The sequence below is a fragment of the Streptomyces gottesmaniae genome, from assembly GCF_031845845.1.
Classification (GTDB): Bacteria; Actinomycetota; Actinomycetes; order Streptomycetales; family Streptomycetaceae; genus Streptomyces; species Streptomyces akebiae.
This window is the reverse complement of record NZ_JAVRFJ010000030.1, coordinates 94,541-113,230: the sequence shown is the minus strand read 5'-3', so window position 1 is coordinate 113,230 and position 18,690 is coordinate 94,541. Positions and strand designations below refer to the sequence as shown.

The following is an 18,690-nucleotide window of genomic DNA, read 5'->3' as shown; positions in this document are numbered from 1 at the left end:
GGCGCGTACACGGCCGTACGCGCCCCCGTCCGGGCGTTCAGGCGCCCCAGGTCCGGGCCCTGAGCGGGAGGCCCGACGCACCCCCTTCCGGGGGCCGTACGGCCAGTACCTGGTTGACGCCGAGGCGGTTGCGTTCGAAGCCGAGGGCGGAGGCGGCCATGTAGAGGCGCCAGACGCGGGCGCGGCCGGGGCCGACCAGGGCGACGGCGTGCGCCCAGCGCGCTTCGAGGTTGGTGACCCAGGCGCGCAGGGTGAGGGCGTAGTGCTCGCGCAGGGACTCCACGTCGCGGACCTCGAACCCGGCGCGTTCGAGCTGGGTGACGGTGGTGCCGATCGGGGCGAGTTCGCCGTCCGGGAAGACGTACGCGTCGATGAAGCCGTCGAGGGAGTACGTGCTCTCGTCATGCTGCGGCCGGCGTGAGATCTGGTGGTTGAGCAGCCGACCGCCGGGGGCGAGCAGCCGGTACAGATCCTCGGCGTACTCCAGATACCGGTCCGCGCCCACGTGTTCGGCCATGCCGACGGAGGAGATCGCGTCGTAGGGCCCGTCGGCGACGTCGCGGTAGTCCTGGACACGGATCTCGACGCGGTCGGTGAGGCCCTCGTCGGCGACGCGCTTACGGGCGTAGGCGGCCTGCTCCTGGGAGAGGGTGACGCCGACGACGTGGACGCCGTACTCGCGGGCGGCGTGCACGGCCAGGGAGCCCCAGCCGCAGCCGACGTCGAGGAGCCGCTGCCCCGGGCCCAGGCCGAGTTTGCGGCAGATGAGGTCGAGCTTGTCGTGCTGGGCGGCTTCGAGGGTGGTGGTGCCGTCGGAGGCGGACCAGTAGGCGCAGGAGTACACCATCGACGGGCCGAGAACGGCCTCGTAGAAGTCGTTGCCCACGTCGTAGTGGTGGCTGACGGCTCGTCTGTCGGTGCGTCTGGTGTGCAGGTGACGGGTGCGCACCTCCTCGCGGGGCGGTTCGGGCGGGAGCAGGACGGCGGGACCGGCCAGCCTCAGCAGACCCTTGACGGCCGCCCGCGCCTGCGGGTCGCGCAGGGTGTCGGTGAGGCTCCGGGCGTCCTCGTCCCGCTCCCACACATGCGCCGCCACCAGGTCCAGTACGGCGTACAGGTCGCCGTCGACGCCGAGGTCGCCGGCGACCCAGGCACGGGCCAGGCCCAGTTCGCCCGGCTTCCACAGCAGCCGGCGCAGGGCCCTGCGGTTGCGTACCACGAGTACGGGGGCCTCCGGCGGCCCGGCCGTCGATCCGTCCCAGGCCCGCAGACGGACCGGGAGCGGGGCCCCTGACAACTGCTCGAACAGGGTCTTCAGCCGCGACGCGGCGTCCTGCATGGCGCACACCTCCGTGACAACAGATCCCGGAATGTCCAACGTCACGGTAATCACCCGCGGGGGCGTGCCGTATTCCCGCCGGAAGGTGTGTTTCCGGTGTGCGGGTGGGCGGGGCGTCTCGCGACCACGCACGAGCGCACCCGCCGACGCCGAAGGGCCCCCCGCACCACGGATGGCGGGAGGCCCTTCGAATGGGTCGACAGGTCAGGAGGCCTTGGCCTTTTCCCCGGTCTTGCTCGCGGCGGCGACCGGCGCGGGCTTGGCGGCCTCGTAGAACTCCTCGCGGGGAGTCTCGATCGCGCCGAGGGAGACGACCTCGCGCTTGAGGAACATCGCGAGGGTCCAGTCGGCGAAGACGCGGATCTTGCGGTTCCAGGTCGGCATCGCCAGACCGTGGTAGCCACGGTGCATGTACCAGGCGAGACGGCCCTTGAGCTTGATCTTCATCTTGCCCATGACGATCATCGCGACGCCCTTGTGCAGGCCGAGACCCGCCACCGCGCCCTTGTTGGAGTGCGCGTACTCCTTCTGCGGGAAGCCCCGCATGCCGGAGACCACGTTGTCGCCGAGGACCTTGGCCTGACGCAGCGCGTGCTGCGCGTTCGGCGGGCACCAGGCGTTCTCCACACCGGCCTTGCGGGCGGCGACGTCCGGGACCTGGGCGTTGTCGCCCGCGGCCCAGATGTAGTCGGTGCCGGTGACCTGGAGCGTCGGCTGGGCGTCGACGTGGCCACGCGGGCCGAGCGGCAGGCCGTAGCGCGAGAGGACCGGGTTCGGCTTGACGCCGGCGGTCCAGACGATCGTGTTGGAGTCGACCTCCAACCCGTTCTTCAGCACGACGTGGCCGTCGACGCAGGAGTCCATGGAGGTGTTGAGGTAGACCTCGACCCCACGGCCCTCCAGGTGCTCCTTGCCGTAACTGCCGAGCTTCGGGCCGACCTCGGGGAGGATCTTGTCCGCGGCGTCGACGAGCACGAAGCGCATGTCCTCGCGGGACACGTTCTTGTAGTACTTCGCGGCGTCGCGGGCCATGTCCTCGACCTCGCCGATGGTCTCCGCGCCGGCGAAGCCACCGCCCACGAAGACGAAGGTCAACGCCTTGCGGCGGACGTCCTCGTCGGTCGTGGAGTCGGCCTTGTCGAGCTGTTCGAGGACGTGGTTGCGCAGGCCGATGGCCTCCTCGATGCCCTTCATGCCGATGCCCTGTTCGGCGAGGCCGGGGATCGGGAAGGTGCGGGAGACCGCGCCGAGCGCGATCACCAGGTAGTCGAAGGGCAGCTCGTACGCCTCGCCGACCAGCGGCGCGACGGTGGCGACCTTGCGGTCCTGGTCGATGGTGGTGACCCGACCGGTGAGGACCTCCGCCTTCGGCAGCACGCGTCGCAGCGGGACGACGACGTGCCGGGGGGAGATGCTGCCGGCGGCGGCTTCGGGGAGGAAGGGCTGGTAGGTCATGTACGACCGGGGGTCGACGACCGTGACGGTCGCCTCGCCGTAGCGCATCTTCTTGAGGATGCGCCGAGCTGCGTACAGGCCTACGTACCCACCGCCTACTACGAGGATCCTGGGACGCTCCGTGGTGCTCATGCCATCGAGTATGTACCCGCCATACGGGGGTCGCTCGTGCGCCCCTTCACAAGCTTCCTCACCCCTTCTGCTACACTCCGCGACCCCTGTTTCCGGGACCATGGCCCACCAGGGGACCGACCGGGGGGTTTGACCGTTGTCAAGGCCGCGTGAACTGCCGTTCCGGCCGCTCGCAGGCTCTGGACCACCCTTCGGTTTCACCCGGACGAGACCCTCGCGAAAGGCCGCCGGGGACGCCTTGTTGACGCCTGGGACCCCCGGAACGCTCTGCGGAGCCTCAAAACATCGCTCAACAGGGGCGATTCTCTTGTGAAGAACTTCACGAAGTTTCTCGGCGGCGCATCGACGAGGGGTGCCGGAGCACCCCTCGGACGCGCTCATACGTTATCCGAACAGCTCAAGCGAGGCTACCGGCGAGTAGTAAACACTCCCTCACAGGAGCCCGCGGCCCGCCGGGAGAACCCCGGGGGCCACCCGCGAGCTACGCGACGGACCAGGCGATTCCGTCCAGAATGTCGTGTTCGCTCACCACGACCTCCCCCGCCCCGATCCGCTCCATGATCGACAGGAGGACGAGGGCGCCCGCCGCGATCACGTCCACCCGCCCGGGATGCATCGACGGGACGGCCTCCCGCTCGGCGTGCGTGGACCGCAGCAGCCACTCGGTGATCTCCTTGACCCGGTCGTACGGGATCCGGGAGTGGTGGATGGCCACCGAGTCGTACGCGGGCAGGTCCTGGGCGATCGCGGACAGGGTCGTGACCGAACCGGCGAGCCCGACGAGGGTGTGCGCCTCGCTCAGCGGCACGTCCCGCTCGGCGAGGTCGAGGGCCGCCTCGATGTCGGCGCGGATCGCGGCGATCTGCTTGGGCGCGGGAGGGTCGACGACCGCCCCGTCCCGGACGAGGTGCCGCTCGGTCAGCCGGACGCAGCCGATGTCCACGGAGCGGGCGCCGCGCACATGATCGTCCCCGACGACGAACTCGGTGGAGCCGCCGCCGATGTCCACGACCAGGTACGGCCTGGCGAGGTCGGCACGGCCCGTCAGCTCCTTGGTCGCGCCGGTGAAGGAGAACTCCGCCTCCGCGTCGCCGGAGATCACCTCGGGCTCGACGCCCAGGATGTCGAACACCCCGCGCACGAACTCGTCCCGGTTCTCGGCGTCCCGGGAGGCGGACGTGGCGACGAAACGGACCCGCTCGGCGCCCAGTTCCTTGATGACGGCCGCGTACTCACGGCAGGCCGCGAAGGTCCGCTCCAGCGCCTCGGGGGCCAGTCGACCCGTGCGGTCGACCCCCTGGCCCAGCCGCACGATGATCATGCGCCGGTCCAGCTCGACGAGTTCACCGGTGGCCGGGTCGGCGTCGGCGACGAGGAGCCGGATGGAGTTCGTACCGCAGTCGACGGCGGCGACCCGGGTCACTGGTCGTCCTCCTTCGAGGACTCCGACGCGGGCACCACGCACGGGCCCTTGGCCCACCACTCGGGGAGCATCTCGATGGCCTCGTCGCCCAGCGGGTTCACGCCGGGACCGGCGGCCAGCGAGTGCCCGACGAGGACGTGCAGGCACTTCACCCGGTCCGGCATGCCGCCGGCGCTCGGGAAGCCCTCCAGGACCTCGATCTCGTCGCGGCGGGCGATGTAGTCCTCGTGCGCGGCCCGGTAGGCGGCCGCCAGTTCGGGATCCGTCTCCAGCCGCCGCGTCATCTCCTTCATCACGCCGTTCGCCTCCAGCGTGCCGATCGCGGAGGCCGCGCGCGGGCACGTCAGGTAGTACGTCGTGGGGAAGGGCGTCCCGTCCGGCAGGCGCGGCGCCGTCTCGACGACGTCCGGCTGTCCGCAGGGGCAGCGGTGCGCGATGGCGCGCAGCCCGCGCGGCGGGCGCCCGAGCTGCTGCTGGAAGGCCTCGACGTCGGCGTCGGTCGGCTCGGTGCGCGGGGTGGGCGGCGGAGGGGTCTGCATAACCTGCTACTCAAGTCCTCGGTGTGGCTCATCGGTTGACGGTCACGAAGGTGGCCGTTCAGCTGTCGGCGGCGTCGGCCTTGTCGACCCCGTCCCAGACATTGGTGTACCAGGGACGGTCGGCCGCCCCCTGGGTCGTACGGGACTGCTTCGCCGCGTCCGGGTCGATCATCGTGTAACCGGTCTCGCCCGGCATCACATAGTGCAGCCGCTCCCGGATGCGCTGCTCGGCGTACGCGTCGTCCTGCCAGCGCGCCTTGAGGTCGCGCAACTCCTCGACCCGCTCGCGCGCCTCCTCGCGCTGCCGCTGCATGTCGGCGATCTCGGCGCGCTGGGAGACGTACTGCCTTATGGGATAGGCGAGCGCCACGATCATCGAGCAGAGGACGAGGGCGAGCAGCGCGGCCCGGCCGGTCAGCCGGGAGCGGCGGGCCTGGCGCTTGGTCTGGGAGCGGTAGACCCGGGCGGCCGTCTGCTCACCGAGCACCTTCAGCCGCGTCGCGGTGGAGAAACGGTCCCGGTCCCGGTCCTTCACGGCCATGTCCCGCTTCCCCTTCCGCTTCTGCCTTCTCCCACGCGCACGCGCGTACGTCCCCGCACACGGTACGGGACCGGTACGGGGACGTACGTACGACTGGCTCAGGCTGGGCCCTTAACGGGTCAGCCGACGGCTCAGCCCTTGAAGCGCGGGAAGGCGCTGCGGCCGGCGTAGACCGCGGCGTCGTCGAGGATCTCCTCGATGCGCAGCAGCTGGTTGTACTTGGCGACGCGGTCCGAACGGGCCGGGGCGCCGGTCTTGATCTGACCGCAGTTCACGGCGACGGCGAGGTCGGCGATGGTGACGTCCTCGGTCTCGCCGGAGCGGTGGGACATCATGCACTTGAAGCCGTTGCGCTGGGCCAGCTCGACGGCGTCCAGGGTCTCGGTCAGCGAACCGATCTGGTTGACCTTGACGAGCAGGGCGTTGGCGGAGCCCTCCTCGATGCCGCGGGCGAGGCGCTCGGGGTTGGTGACGAAGAGGTCGTCGCCGACGATCTGGACCTTGTCGCCCAGCTTCTCGGTGATGGTGTTCCAGCCGGCCCAGTCGTCCTCGAACAGCGGGTCCTCGATGGAGACGAGCGGGTACGACGCGACGAGGTCGGCGTAGTACTCCGTCATCTCGGCGGCGGAGCGCTCCTTGCCCTCGAAGGTGTAGACGCCGTCCTTGTAGAACTCGGAGGCGGCGACGTCCAGCGCGAGGGCGATCTGCTCGCCGGGGGTGTAACCGGCCTCCTTGATGGCCTCGAGGATGAGGTCGAGGGCGGCGCGGTTGGACTCCAGGTTCGGGGCGAAGCCGCCCTCGTCGCCGAGGCCGGTGGACAGGCCCTTGGTCTTCAGCACCTTCTTGAGGGTGTGGTAGACCTCGGCGCCCCAGCGCAGGGCCTCGGAGAAGGACTCCGCGCCGATGGGGGCGATCATGAACTCCTGGATGTCCACGTTGGAGTCGGCGTGCGAGCCGCCGTTCAGGATGTTCATCATCGGAACGGGCAGCAGGTGCGCGTTCGGGCCGCCCAGGTAGCGGAAGAGCGGGAGGTCGCTGGCCTCGGAGGCGGCGTGGGCGACGGCGAGGGAGACGCCGAGGATGGCGTTGGCGCCGAGGGAGCCCTTGTTGTCGGTGGCGTCCAGGTCGAACATCGCCTGGTCGATCAGGCGCTGCTCGGTGGCGTCGTAGCCGACGAGCTCCGGGCCGATCTGCTCGATCACGGCGAGGACGGCCTTCTCGACGCCCTTGCCGAGGTAGCGGTTGGGGTCACCGTCACGGAGCTCGATGGCTTCGAAGGCACCGGTGGAGGCGCCGGACGGAACGGCGGCACGACCCGTGCTGCCGTCGTCGAGGCCGACCTCGACCTCGACGGTGGGGTTGCCTCGCGAGTCGAGGATTTCCCGGGCTACGACGACGTCGATGGACGGCACGAGCATCTCCTTCATGGGATGTGACGCGGAACTGCGGGGCCCGCGGGCCTTGCGACTAGAGCCTAACCGCCCCGGGCTCGTCGGCAGCCGACCGACCGTCCCGTGGACAGACAGACCGTACCCATTGTTTCAGGCCGGAACAAAGGGGGGTGGGCCAGAAAGTGAACAGAAAGGCGGAGCGGCGCAGAAACGGCCGGGCTCGGGCGGGGTGACCGCGCATGAAAAAGCCCCGCCCCGGTGCGTACGGGGGAATGCGCACCGGGGCGGGGAGCTCGTGGGGACGGGGGGACGGCCCTCACGAGGTCTTCACTATGGAGGACACGGCTGTGAGCGGGCTGTGGTTCAGCCGGGAAGCGGCCCGATTTCTCGGCCCGGCCGAACCGGCCCCGCCTGCCTGGCCGTGGGGGACGGCCGTGGGGGCGGCAGGCGTGTGGCGACCGTCGCCGACGTCGCGGGTCAGCTCAGGTGGAGCTGCTGGCCCGGGTAGATGAAGTCGGCGTCGTCGATGATGTCCTTGTTCAGCTCGAAGAGCTTCTCCCAGCCGCCCTTGACGTTCTTCTTCGCGGCGATGGCGCTGAGGGTGTCGCCGGTGACGACCTTGTACTCGCCGTCGCCCTTCTTGACCTTCTTGCCGGTGGGGGTCTCCACGGTGGCGCGCTCGGAGGAGCGGGAGGCGCGGGTGTCCTCGGTGCTCTTCTTGGTGCTCTCCTGGGTGCTCTGCTGCGAGGAGCCGGAGTCCGAGGAGCCGGAGGAGGCGGCGGCACCGTCGTACGAGGCGCCGGACAGGCCCTTGCCGCAGACCGGCCAGGCACCCTTGCCCTGGCCCGCGAGGACCTTCTCGGCGATCGCGATCTGCTGGGCCTTGGTCGCCTGGTCGGCGGTGGAGGCGTACTGCGTACCGCCGTAGCCGGCCCAGGTGGAGGCGGAGAACTGCAGGCCGCCGTAGTAGCCGTTGCCGGTGTTGATGGACCAGTTGCCGCCGGACTCGCACTGGGCGACGGCGTCCCACTCGGAGGCGGTGGCGGCGGATGCGCTGCCGGCGGCCATCAGCGGGGCGGCGATGGCGGCGGCGCCGGTGACACCGGCGACGGCGATGGCGCGAGCGGCCTTGGACGGACGACGGTGCTTGCCCTTGCTGGAAAACAGCATGGAGAGATCCCCTCACCGACGCCTGCGAGGTGAGCTGTCGGGTTCGGGCCGGTTGAGTTGCCCGGCCGCGCACGCTCGCCTCTCGGCTCACGTCGCGCGGCTTCACCCCGAGCCGGTTCCGGACGTACGCCCCCGAAGGGCCGCAACCACCGGACCCGGCACTTACCTTGGGTCCCCCGCTCCTGCCTACGGCGCTTGACGCGACGACTGTTCCTTGCGGCCGTTGGCAGGATTCGGCGTACCGACCGCAGGGGCCCGCTGTGGCGAGCGGTCACGACCGTAAACACGTGATTGCCCGGATTTCAAAGACGATCAGGGGGCCTGTGATTCATCTCCCACCTAGATCAAAACGGGCATTCAGGGGCGAACAGTGACCTGAACTGTCGCTACTTTTCGCCCGTTTCGGCACCGACTTCGAGGGTCTGACCGGGAAGGATGAGGTCCGGGTCGGTTCCCACCGTGCCCTCGTTCTCGGCGTACAGCTCACGCCACCCGCCGGTCAGGTCGAGGGAGTTCGCGATCCGCGTCAGGCTGTCGCCCGCGCGGACGGTGTAGGCGCCGTCCGCGGACTCCCCCGCCCCGTCGCCGCCGCGGGAGGCGTGACGGCCGGAGGGGGTGGGGTCGGCGGGGCGTGAGCCGTCGGCCGCGTCCGTCCCGACCTCCGCGCCGGAGGCACTCTCGTCGGCGCTGGCGCCGCGATGACGACCGGTGCCGCCTTCGCCCTCGTCGACCGAAGAGCTGTCACTCTGTGTCGACTTGTCCGCTTTCGCACCCCCGGAGGCCGTGGAGCCGTCCGAGCCGGCCGTGCCGTCCGAGTCGGTGTCGGCACCCGTACCGGCCTTGGCCTTGGTGGACCCTTCGAAAGCCTCGGGAGTCGAGTCGCCCGACGTGTCGGAGTCGACCGAGTCGGCGGACTTGGCCGAGTCGGCCTCGTCGGCCTCGCCGGCGGAACCGGAAGATTCGGACGAATCGGAAGAGTTAGACGAACCAGATGAACTGGACGAGTCACCCGAATCCGTCGAGTCGCCCGCGACGCCCGTGTCCACGTCGGCGGAACCGGAGTCGCCCCCGAGGTTGTGGAGCAGACCACAGGTGGCCCAGACGCCGACACCCTGGTCGGCGAGCACCTTCTCCGCGACGGCTATCTGCTGCGAACGACTGGCCTGATCGGCGCTCGCCGCGTAGTCGAGGCCGCCGTACTTCTCCCAGTTCGCCTGGGTGAGCTGGAGGCCGCCGTAGCGTCCGTTCCCGGTGTCCGCGCTCCAGAAGCCGCCGCTCTCGCACTCCGCCACCTGGTCCCAGGTGGTTCCGTCGGCCGCGCTCGCGCCGGTGGCGCCGAGCAGGGGGATCGCGATGGCCGAGCCGGTCACTCCGGCCGCGACGAGGAGGGCGGGAGCCTGACGGGGGCGACGGTGTCGACCGTTCCCGGAGAGCATGCGGTTGCCTTTCACGCGACAGCGGTGACCGGTGCGAAGGGTGTGGGGTGACCCCTTCGCACTGACGTGTGAACGTAGCGGGAGTCGATCAGTTGTCACAAGTTAATGCAGCGCAGATCACGTGAAGATCACAGACTTGAGGGAGAGTCACTTTCCGTCGCGGAATGCGGTAGTGCTACGGGCTGCCCGGGTACTACTACGTACCGCTTACGAACCGCGTCACGAACGGCCCCCGGACCGCCCTTGCGGGGTGAATTCCACCGGAAGCGTGCGCAACCCCCGCATGATGAGCCCTCCGCGCCACCTCAAGTCGGCCGGATCCACCGCGAGTCGGAGGTCGGGGAGGCGGGTGAGGAGGGTCGCCAGCGCGGTCTGGCCTTCGAGACGGGCCAGCGGGGCGCCGAGACAGTAGTGGATGCCGTGGCCGTAGCCGAGGTGCTGGTTGTCACGGCGGGAGAGGTCGAGGGTGTCGGGGTCCCGGAAGCGGGCCGGGTCGCGGTCGGCCGCCGCGAGGACGACGAGGACGGGGTCGCCCGGGGCGATGTCCTGCCCGCCGACGGTGAGGGGCCGGGTCGCGAAGCGCCAGGTGGCGAGTTCCACGGGGCCGTCGTAGCGCAGGAGTTCCTCGACACCGGTTTCGAGCAGCGCCTTCTCCCCGGCGGCGAGGGATGCCTGGAGGCGGGTGCGCTGCTCGGGGTGGGTGAGCAGGGCGTAGGTGCCGTTCCCGATGAGGTTGACGGTCGTCTCGAAGCCGGCGAAGAGCAGGATGAACGCCATCGCCGCGGCCTCGTTCTCGGTGAGGTGCTCGCCGTGGTCGGAGGCGCGGATGAGCCCTGAGATGAGGTCCTCGCCGGGGGCGGGGTGCTCGGTGAGCCCTTCCCGTTTGCGGTGGATGAGGTCGGCGAGGTAGCCGCGCATCTTCTTGACCGAGCGCGCGACACCGCCCCTCGGGCCGCCGCCGTGCCGGATCATCATGCCCGCCCAGTCCCTGAAGTCGTCCTGGTCCTCACGGGGGACGCCGAGCAGGTCGCAGATGGCGTAGATGGGCAGGGGGAAGGCGAAGTCGTGGATGAGATCGGCTTCGCCCGTCGCCGCGAAACGTTCGATGAGCTGATCGGTCAACTCCTGTACCCGGGGGGCGAATTCGGCGACCCTGCGGGGCGTGAACGCCTTCGAGACGAGACGGCGCAGCCGCGTGTGGTCCGGCGGATCGATGTTGAGCAGATGGGTCATCAACTCGGCCTTGCGCTCACCGGGGATGCCGGTCTTCCCCTTGGCGTGGGCGGGCTCGTCGTGATGCGCGGGGTTCTTCGAGAGACGCGGGTCGGCGAGGGCCTGCTTGGCATCGTCGTAGCGCGTGACCAGCCAGGCCTCCACACCGCTGGGCAACCGGGTGCGGTGCACCGGGGCGTGCTCCCGGAGCCAGGCGTACGCCGGGTAGGGGTCGGTGGCGAACTCCCAGGTGAACAGGGAGGGGGCCGGGCTCGGGGAGGAGGGGCGGCCAGCTGCCGGCCGGGGAATGTGCATGAGGACGGTCTACTCAATCGTGGGATGGTCGGCTTGCGGCGCCCTGGGCCGTACGGGCAACGGTGATCGTGCGATCGGGGACGCCGGGTACGGCGCCCGGGGGCACCCTCGGCGGTAGCTGGGGGAGTGCGGGGCCCCCGCTCCACCGGAGTGATGGCTCCGGGCCTCCCGGGATCGGACCACGGACAGGAGTCGTGTCGCCGCCCCGGGGGGAGTACGCCGGGGACCTGGGGGTCTCGGCCAGAGCCTTCTTCGCATCGGGAAGGTCCGGCTCCGCCGCCGACGGCCCGTGCGCCGGTCCGTTCAGAACCCCAGCGCTCCTGGTCATGTCAGCCCTCGTCGAGTCCTTCCGCGGCTCGGATCGCGTCGCGGTAGGCGCGCGCCGCCGCTCTCAGGGCCGCTTCGGGGTCGGTGCCCTCGGCTTCGGCTCGGGCGGCGAGGGTGAGGAGTTCGTAGCCGATGTCCTGGCCCTGGGGCAGCGGGACGGCCAGGCCGGCGGTGCGGACGCGGGAGGAGAGTTTGGCGGCCAGGGCCAGGCCGGGCTGGCCCAGGGGGACGCCGTCGGTCACGGACTCCCGGCGTTTTTCTATGGCCTTCGTGCGGAGCCAGTGCGCCTTGACCTCCTCCGGGGTGGTGGCCGTTTCGTCGCCGAAGACGTGGGGGTGGCGGTGGATGAGCTTGGTGACGATGCCGGCGGCGACGTCGTCGATGGAGAAGGGGGTGTCGGGGTCGTCCTCGGCGATGCGGGCGTGGAAGACGACCTGGAGCAGGACGTCGCCCAGTTCCTCCCGGAGTTCGTCGCGGTCGCCCTCCTCGATGGCCTCGACGAGTTCGTACGCCTCCTCGATGCCGTACTTGGCGAGGCCCTTGTGGGTCTGCTGGGAGGACCACGGGCATGCGGCGCGGATGCGGTCCATGACCTGGACGAGGTCGAGCAGGCGCGCGCCGGGGAGGTCGTACGAGGCGGGGAGCAGCTCCAGGGACGGCATCCGGACGCGGCCCGAGCCGGCGAGGCGGGCGAGGCCGTCGGTGAGGCGGGGTTCGCCCTCGGCCGTGGCCACCACGATCACCGTGCGGTCGCCGGCGCAGGCGTCGACCAGGTCCTCGGCCGTCGGGGTCGCCCGCTCGACCGTGATGCCGGCCTCGCGCAGGTAGGGGAGCTGGGGGTGCGTCTCGTCCGCGCACAGGACGCGGTCCGCCCCGTGCAGTGCCTGCCAGGCGGGCCAGGACAGCAGGCCGGGCGCCACGCGATGGCTGGTGGTGAGCAGGACGACTCGGCCGGGGTCGGAGGACGACGTCCCGGGGGCCGTGGGGGCGGGGTCGCCGTCGGGGCGGTGTGCGTTCACCCCACGAACGTAACCCACGTCACCGACGACCCCCGAAGTTGTCCACAGGCCCTGTGGACAGAACGGACGGGACCGGACGGGACCGGTTCGGATCGGCGGTTACGCCGGCTCCTGCGACCCCGTTCCCGTGACGTCCTTCACCCAGGGTGTCTTGGCCTCCAGCAGGCCGACGCGGCCCGAGGCCTTGTCGACGCCCCAGCTGCCGTAACGGGGGTTGAGGTCGACGTCGAGTTTCTCGGAGGCCTCCGAGAGGGCCTTCCAGAAGATCGTGCCGCCCTCCTGGCTGTTCAGGTCGGCGCCGAGGGCGGTGGCGAGTTTCTGCACCTCGACATCGCTGCGGAGACTGTCCTCCAGCTGCTCGGGGGCGACGCTGTAGCGCTGCAGGTAGGCCGCTTCGAGGGCCTCGGCGCCGCCGGCCTCCTTCTCCAGGCCGGAACGGTACTGCTGGACCTCCTTGCGGGTGACGGTCACACCCGCGTCCTCCAGCGCCTGGTCGAGGACCTTCTCCAGGACCATGCCGTTCAGGGTGTTGCGGGTGAGGGCGCTGCTCTGGGCGACGACCTGCTGGTACTGGCTCTCGTCCGTGCTGGCGGCGCGCTGGGCGGCGCGCACGTCGTTCACCCGGTTCTCCAGTTGCGCGACGGTGATCCGGTCGTCGCCGACGACGGCCGCCGCGCCGGGATGCGCATCGCCCCCGCAGGCGGTGAGGAGCGGGGCCGCGGCGGTGATCGCGGCGGAGAGGAGGAGCGCGGTGCGACGGCGGCGGTGCAAGTGGGCCTCCCGAGGAGATTGTGCGGCGGTGCACAACGTCTTGCGGTGATCGATGGTAGGCAGTGGCCCTGCTCTCGGCCAGCCATTCGACCAACGATTCACGTCGACTTCGGGCACCGTCGCACCGGCAGCGTGCCACCACCGGCCCACGCGGGGCGTCGGGAGGCGCGGGTCGCCCGGTTCACCCCGGGATGCGCGGTCCGTCGGCGGGGTCAGCCCCGCATCTGGCCCAGCCACTGCAGCGTGCGCCGCACCTCGCCCGCCAGCGGATGGCCCGGTCCCCGCAGCCGTTCCACGTCGAGCAGCAGGCGGCCCAGGGTCTCGTGGGCGGCGCCGCGGTCGCCGAGGGCGAGGAGCAGGTGGCCTATGCGGCGGCGGACGTCGAGGGAGAGCTCGGGGTCGCCGCCGACGTACTGGTTCTCGTAGTACGGCAGCAGGGAGCGGTACTCGGCGAGGGCCGCGGCCGGTTCGCCGAGTTGTTCGAGGCACTGGGCGGAGTCGTAGCGGTAGCGCAGGGCCTGGGTGTCGGCCTGGCCAGCCTCGGCGGCGCGCTCGTCGGCGAGGCGGCGCAGCTCGGGCAGGGCGCGGCGGTACTGGCCGTCGTCCATGAGGGTGGCCGCGTACTGCTTGCGCAGGGTGCGGACGACGGGTGAGTGCTCGCCGTGCTGGGCGGCGGCGGCCGGGAGGATCGCGCCGAGGATGTCGACGGCCTGGGTGATGCGGCCCTCGCCGAGGAGCCGTTTGACCTCGTCGACGGCGCCCGCCACATCGGGCTTGTCCGCCGCGGGCGCCTGGTCGGGCGCGGCGGAGGGCTGTGGCGCGGGGATGCGGGCGCGGTCCGGCCAGGGGGCGTGCGGACGCAGGAAGGGGCGCGTGGGGTCGAGCGGGGAGCCGGTGGGCATACCGCGCGCGGGGAGCAGCGGGAGGAGCTGTTCGTAGGTCTCCTGTGCGGAGGACGGGCGGTGCTGCGGGTCCTTGGAGAGCAGCCGCAGGACCAGGGCCTCCAGGTTCTCGGGGACCTCGGGGCGCAGTCGGCGGACGGGGACCGGTGGCTCGTAGAGGTGGCGGTGGAGGACGCCGAGGGCTGTCGAGCCGGTGAACGGGACGTTCCCGCTGAGCAGTTCGTGCATCAGCACGCCGAGGGCGTACAGGTCGGTGTACGGGCCGACCGCGCCGCCCATGGCCTGCTCGGGGGCCATGTAGGCGGGGCTGCCGATGGGTGAACCGGTGTGGGTGAGGCGGGTGGTGTCGGTGTCCATGACGGAGGCGACGCCGAGGTCGAGCACGGTGACCGTGCCGTCCTGCTTGACCATGACGTTCCGCGGCTTGAGGTCGCGGTGGATGATCGGCACCGCGTGCACGGCGGAGAGCACGGCGCACAGCTGGGCGGCGACCGAGACGGTCCACTGCCACGGGTAGGGGTCGTGCTCGGCGAGGTGGTCGGCGAGGTCGGCCCCGTCGACGTACTGCATGACGAGGAAGAGCTCCTCGCCCTCGCTGCCCGCGTCGTGCACGGTCACCAGGCCGGGGTGGTCGACCTGGGCCGTGACGCGGCACTCGCGCACGAAGCGGCGGCGCAGTTCGTCGGCCTCCTGGCCGGCGACCTTGTCCGGGCGCAGCAGCTTCACCGCCACCCGCCGGTCGAGGCGCTGGTCGTAGGCCGTCCACACCTGGCCCATGCCGCCCTGTCCGATGATCGTGGACAGTTCGTAGCGACCGGTGATCAGGCGACCGGTCCCCTGCCCCTGGGTCACCTGTCTCCTTCGTGCTTGCGGAGATAGTCACTGAGCTCGTCGAGTTCGGCGCGCACCTGGTCGATACGGGCCGGCCCGGGACGCTGCGGGTCCGGGGCCGGCTGGTGCTGCGGCTGCTGCTGCACGGGCGGCTGCGGGACCGGCGGGGTGGGGGTGTAGGGCTGCGGGACCTGGACCGGCGGGTAGCTGTAGCCCGACTGCTGGGGGTTGTAGCCGGTCTGTCCCGAGTACACGGTGGTCTGGGCGTACGGCGAGGGCGGGGCCGTCCGGGAGCGGCTGGAGTGGCGTATGTCCGCTGCCAGGTAGTACGCGACGATCGCGACCAGGCCGCCGAGCAGCATCGACATGCCGACGTCGCCGCGCCAGGTGGTGAACTCCTCCTCGCCCGGGTCGGTGCCGATGATGTACAGCGTCGCGACGATGTGGACGATCGCGAGGGCGAACAGCCACCAGTCCAGGGTCCTGCGGGTCACCGAGGCGAGCCGCAGCAGGCACGCCCACGCGAGCAGGCCACAGCTCATGACCGCGACCACCACGAAGATCACACGGAGTGTGACCTGGCCCCCCTGATCGGGGCCGGGGGGCGGTGTCGGCGCGTAGCCGTGGCCTTGCATGGCTGCTCCTGAGGGCCTGGTGAGAGCGGACGTGCGATGTCGTCCCGAGGGTATCGGTCGACCACGACATGAGGTCCAGGGTTGTGGACAACCGTTGTAGTACCGCAGTGCTGGTCACGCCCGCCCCGGGCGGAGCGGTTCCGTCCGGTAGGCGTCGGGGTGGGAGCCGCGGGGGGAGTTGGCGGGTCCACGACCGGCTGCCGCCGGCTCAGTCCGGGGCGACGGTGCCGTCCGTCAGGCCGTCGTACATGCCGCGCACCAGGCGTTCGCCGAGCCGTCCGGCCCGGCGCAGGGCGTCCTCGAAGGCGGCGAGGGCACGGAAGCGTTCGCCGTAGCGGCGCTGCTGTTCCAGGGGCAGGCGGGGCAGTTGGAGGCGGCGGACGTCGAGCCGGGTCGCGGTGGAGGCGTAGCTGCTGGCCTGGCGGCTGTTGGCGGTGGAGCGCAGGAAACCGGCGACGAACCAGGCGTCGAGCGCTGCCGCGTCGGGGCGCAGCAGGGTGAGGTTGCGGCCGAGGGCGGCGCCCGCGGTCTCCTCGTCGATCACGCGCGCGATCCCGCCGCCGCCGAGGACGGGCACGACGACGTCGCCGGCCTCCACGAGCACGGCGGGCTCGCCCGTCTCCGGCAGCGTTCCCGAGGGTGCCGTGCCGGCCAGGACGTCGTGGTCGGTGAGCACGCGCGCGTGGGGGCCGTTCCCGCCGGTGCGCAGCACCAGGGCTCCCCCGCGCGCGAGTTCGCCGACCGTGGTGAGCGGCCAGCGCGCGGGCCGCGCCTCCTCGGCGAGCGGGGGCGTCAGGTCGGCGGCCAGCCGCAGGGTCTCGCCGAGGTGGTCGCGTACGGCGGTCAGCTCCGCGGCGCCGCCGCCCGCGGCCGGGGGCGGCAGATGCCGGGCGGGGGCCAGGTCCACGTCGTCGTCGAGCAGGTCGATGACCGGCAGCGAACGGCTGAGCCCCGGCCGTTCCGCGGTCTGGCCCGTCCGGTCGAAGGGCCGCCAGGCGTCGAGCACGGCGGTGCGCACCGCCGCCCAGTCGAACCCGCTCCGTCCCTCGGGCACGAGCCGCCCGGCGTCGACGAGCAGCAACTGCGGTGGCACCGACGCCCTGCCGGGCCTGCGCAGCACCCACAGGTGCAGCGGGATGCTGTACGGGGGTGCCGCGCCGACCGGCAGGGCGATCACGGCGCGCAGCGCGCCCCGGCGCAGCAGGTCGGCGCGGATCCGGCGCCCCGAGCGGCGGCTCGCGGCGGCCGGCGGCATCAGCAGCACGGCGGTGCCGCCGTCCTCCAGGCGGGCCAACGCGTGCTGCACCCAGGCGAGTTCGGACTCCGTACGGGCCGGGAAGCCGTACTCCCAGCGCGGGTCGTAGGCGAGTTCGTCGTGCCCCCAGTTGCGCTCGTTGAACGGCGGGTGGCACAGGACGGCCTCGGCCCTGAGGTCTTCGTAGGCGTCCGCGCGGAGGCTGTCGCCCGGGGCGGTGCGGACGGTGCTCCCGGTGCGCAGGGCGAGGCGGAGCGCGGTGAGGGCGGCCAGTTCGCCGGAGCTGTCCTGGCCGTACAGCTCCTGGTCGGGGCGGGTGGCGGCGGCGCGCAGGAGGGCGCCGGTGCCGCAGGCCGGGTCGAGCACCGAGCGGGCGGGCCCGGCGAGTTCGGCCATCAGCTCGGCGAGCTCGCCCGGAGTGAGCGTGTACTGGCGCGGGTTGGCGTCGAGGTGCCGGGCGAGGAGGAACTCGAAGGTCTGCCGTGCGCCCAGGTCGGCCGCGAGTTCGGTGGCGCCGCGCAGCAGTGGGATCGAGGGCAGGATCTCGGCGGGGCGCGGCCGGGGCACGGCGGGGCCACGGGCCGGGCCGAAGCGCGGGGTGAGGACCTCCCCCAGCGACTCGGACAGGATCGCGGCCAGTTCCCCGTCGTCGGGGACGGCGCTCAACTCCAGCCAGGTCAAGGGTCGTTCGCGGAGGAGGAGCAGGGCGCAGCCCGTGTGCACCAGGGCGGTGACGGGACCCTCCGGGTGACCGGTGACCTGCTGCCAGACGCGCTCCTTCAGGGGCACCTCGGCGAGCTTGCCCTGGTCGCGCAGCCACTCCTCGACCTCGCTGAGCGCGAAGGCCGGGCTGGTCTCGGTGCCGCCGACCGGTTTGGGGAAGTCGGCATGCCGACGGCGCCAGTTGCTGACGGCGGCGCGACCCACCCCGGCGAGCCGCGCGATGTCCGCGGCCGTGACCTCTGTCCCGTTCCCCTGCACGCGCCCGGCTCCCCTCGTACCTGGTGGTGTGACGTCGAGCATACCGACGCATGCAAGATCTACCCCTTCACGCCGTGTACAGACAAGGTTCCGTGAACCGTGTTGACTCGGTTCACAAGCTCTGCTGTGATTGACCCATCGAACGACCGGCCGCCCGATTCGGATGGTCACACGTTGGCTGCGCTGTGTACCGGCGCACGCCGCTCAGCACGGCTCACCGCTCATCGATTCCCAGGGGGGAACTCCCATGCGTCGCACCGCACTCGCCGCTCTCTGCATCGCCGCCGCGGCCACCCTGTCGCTCACCGGCTGTCTGCCCGGCGAGGACAAGGCCGACGGTCCCTTCGCGGGCCTGACCGGCGGCGAGATCGCCGACAAGGCCGTGAAGGCCACCTCGGACGCCGAATCGCTCCGCATGAAGGGCGAGATCCAGGACGACTCCGCCGGCGGCACGGTCCAGATGGACATGGCGATGAACAAGAAGGGCGACTGCGCCGGCACCATGAGCATGGGCGGCGAGGGCGAGGCCGAGCTGATCAAGGTCGGCGACACGCTCTACATGAAGTACGACGAGGCCTTCCTGCGCGCCCAGTCCAAGGACTCCTCCAAGGAGGAGGCCGACATGGTCGTCGACATGCTCGCCGGCAAGTGGACCAAGACGTCCGCGACCGCCGCGGACTCCAAGGACATCGCGAGCTTCTGCGACCTCGACACCGTCCTCGCCGACTTCGAGGACGTCGACTCCGGCGCCACGCGCGGCAAGACCGCCGAGGTCGACGGCACCCCCGCGATCACCCTCGAGGAGAAGGACGGCAAGGACAAGTACACCCTGTACGTCGCCACCGAGGGCAAGCCGTACCTGCTCCGGGTCGTCAGCAAGACCGCCGAGGAGCCCGGCGACCTGGTCTTCACCGACTACGACAAGCCGGTCCCGGCCAAGGCTCCCGAGGGCAAGGTCATCGACCTGGACGAGGACTTCAGCTGACGCACCTCCCACCGGGCGGCACCGCGACCGC

General features: G+C 71.3%; 15 protein-coding genes and 1 riboswitch. Of the genes, 1 reads left to right on the top strand and 14 read right to left on the bottom strand.

What is annotated here, in order from left to right:
* Positions 1–37: 37 nt before the first annotated feature.
* From RM704_RS29865 to RM704_RS29800, 14 genes are all read right to left on the bottom strand, one after another.
* On the bottom strand, positions 38–1,339 hold the full coding sequence (locus RM704_RS29865; protein WP_033524874.1) for a class I SAM-dependent methyltransferase: 1,302 nt from the start codon (positions 1,337–1,339) through the stop codon (positions 38–40).
* Positions 1,340–1,543: 204 nt separating this feature from the next.
* Positions 1,544–2,926, bottom strand: coding sequence for an NAD(P)/FAD-dependent oxidoreductase (locus tag RM704_RS29860; protein ID WP_033524875.1), 1,383 nt, complete (start codon positions 2,924–2,926; stop codon positions 1,544–1,546).
* A gap of 481 nt (positions 2,927–3,407) precedes the next feature.
* Positions 3,408–4,349, bottom strand: coding sequence for a Ppx/GppA phosphatase family protein (locus RM704_RS29855; protein WP_033524876.1), 942 nt, complete (start codon positions 4,347–4,349; stop codon positions 3,408–3,410).
* Positions 4,346–4,888 carry a DUF501 domain-containing protein gene (locus RM704_RS29850; protein ID WP_033524877.1) on the bottom strand — a complete coding sequence of 181 codons (543 nt, stop codon included), beginning with the start codon at positions 4,886–4,888 and terminating at the stop codon, positions 4,346–4,348. Before RM704_RS29850 ends, RM704_RS29855 begins: the two co-directional genes overlap by 4 nt.
* 58 nt (positions 4,889–4,946) lie before the next feature.
* The gene (locus RM704_RS29845; protein ID WP_033524878.1) at positions 4,947–5,429 is read right to left on the bottom strand and encodes an FtsB family cell division protein; all 483 of its coding nucleotides are present in this window, start codon (positions 5,427–5,429) and stop codon (positions 4,947–4,949) included.
* 131 nt (positions 5,430–5,560) lie between these two features.
* Positions 5,561–6,841 carry a phosphopyruvate hydratase gene (gene eno, locus RM704_RS29840; protein ID WP_086784875.1) on the bottom strand — a complete coding sequence of 427 codons (1,281 nt, stop codon included), beginning with the start codon at positions 6,839–6,841 and terminating at the stop codon, positions 5,561–5,563.
* A 456-nt stretch (positions 6,842–7,297) separates the two neighbouring features.
* Complete coding sequence (locus RM704_RS29835) at positions 7,298–7,990, bottom strand: LysM peptidoglycan-binding domain-containing protein (RefSeq protein WP_033524880.1); 693 nt, start codon at positions 7,988–7,990, stop codon at positions 7,298–7,300.
* A gap of 4 nt (positions 7,991–7,994) precedes the next feature.
* Positions 7,995–8,194: riboswitch (cyclic di-AMP (ydaO/yuaA leader) on the bottom strand.
* Positions 8,195–8,376: 182 nt separating this feature from the next.
* A complete protein-coding gene (locus RM704_RS29830; protein WP_033524881.1) occupies positions 8,377–9,426 on the bottom strand; it encodes a transglycosylase family protein in 1,050 nt (349 codons plus the stop codon).
* Between the two features lie 219 nt (positions 9,427–9,645).
* Positions 9,646–10,953, bottom strand: a complete 1,308-nt coding sequence (locus RM704_RS29825; RefSeq protein WP_033524882.1) for a cytochrome P450 family protein — start codon at positions 10,951–10,953, stop codon at positions 9,646–9,648.
* Between the two features lie 329 nt (positions 10,954–11,282).
* On the bottom strand, positions 11,283–12,299 hold the full coding sequence (locus tag RM704_RS29820) for a nucleoside triphosphate pyrophosphohydrolase (RefSeq protein ID WP_033524883.1): 1,017 nt from the start codon (positions 12,297–12,299) through the stop codon (positions 11,283–11,285).
* A 99-nt stretch (positions 12,300–12,398) separates the two neighbouring features.
* A complete protein-coding gene (locus RM704_RS29815; protein WP_033524884.1) occupies positions 12,399–13,070 on the bottom strand; it encodes a SurA N-terminal domain-containing protein in 672 nt (223 codons plus the stop codon).
* Between the two features lie 212 nt (positions 13,071–13,282).
* A complete protein-coding gene (locus tag RM704_RS29810; protein ID WP_311591373.1) occupies positions 13,283–14,776 on the bottom strand; it encodes a serine/threonine-protein kinase in 1,494 nt (497 codons plus the stop codon).
* Between the two features lie 44 nt (positions 14,777–14,820).
* On the bottom strand, positions 14,821–15,438 hold the full coding sequence (locus RM704_RS29805) for a hypothetical protein (protein WP_311591370.1): 618 nt from the start codon (positions 15,436–15,438) through the stop codon (positions 14,821–14,823).
* Between the two features lie 208 nt (positions 15,439–15,646).
* Positions 15,647–17,674, bottom strand: a complete 2,028-nt coding sequence (locus RM704_RS29800) for an N-6 DNA methylase (RefSeq protein WP_033524887.1) — start codon at positions 17,672–17,674, stop codon at positions 15,647–15,649.
* 247 nt (positions 17,675–17,921) lie between these two features.
* Here RM704_RS29800 and RM704_RS29795 point away from each other — a divergent pair, with 247 nt between their 5' ends.
* Entirely contained in the window at positions 17,922–18,659 is a 738-nt protein-coding gene (locus tag RM704_RS29795) for a hypothetical protein (protein ID WP_033524888.1), read from the top strand.
* The last annotated feature ends 31 nt before the right edge of the window (positions 18,660–18,690 follow it).